Source organism: Burkholderia sp. 22313 (genome assembly GCF_052045245.1).
Lineage (GTDB): Bacteria > Pseudomonadota > Gammaproteobacteria > Burkholderiales > Burkholderiaceae > Burkholderia.
Genome location: NZ_JBQEON010000085.1, coordinates 1 through 816 on the forward strand (window position 1 = coordinate 1; position 816 = coordinate 816).

The 816-nt window shown below is 57.1% G+C and carries 1 pseudogene; it reads right to left on the reverse strand.

From position 1 onward, the window contains the following. Positions 1–768: pseudogene (locus ACTJKF_RS31380) on the reverse strand (virulence factor); the annotation flags it as partial. Positions 769–816: the final 48 nt, after the last annotated feature.

The window sequence follows — 816 nt, forward strand, 5'->3', positions numbered from 1 at the left end:
CACGACGAGGTTTTCGTTGATCTGTGCGTCCTTGGGCGGGAAGTTCGGCGCGTCCCAGTTCATCACCCATACCGTCTTGTCGGGATTCGCCTGCAAGTAGTCCAGCGCGTTGTTCAGCGACGTGAAACCGGCGTTGGTTCCGCCTTGGGTGATTTGGACGTCGGGAGGTGTGTCGCGGCTCCACAGTGACTTCGGGGATGGCGGGCCGATCTCGAAGAAATTCATCATCCGGTCGACCATGCGTGACTTGGCAAAGCTTGGATCAAGTCGGGGTGGAACGGCCGCTTCGACGCGTATGCCGGCGAGTTCACGCCAGTCGTTCTGGCGATTGGCGCTCACCGAATAGAAATACTTCGCGTTGCTGAAATAGCGGGAGCGCAGCAATAAGATGGATTTGTCAATGTACTTGGCGTAGAACCCGTTGAACGTTTCACCGCCTTCGTTGCCGTAAACCAATGCTCCAATGGATCGAAGCGACGAGAATTTCTCAGGTTTCGTGCGCACCATGTCATCGTTCTTGTTCGGTGCAACCAGTCCTTGTGCCCACAGCAATTGCCATTCTGTCGGATAGTCCATCCGTTGCAACGGATTCAGCCACATCAGACCGACAACCTGCGCCACGAATGGCTTCGGCGGCTCTTCGACTGCAGGCGCTGCATGCCCTACAGGCTCCCGCACGGGGGCGGCTTGAGCCGAACGCATGATGGCCGTGGTGAACAGAAACACCGTCAGCGCGGCCAGGCCAGGTACGACAAAGAATCGTTTCATCCAATCTCCTATTTCCAAATGCGCCGGGTCGGGTTGTTCTACGTGCGC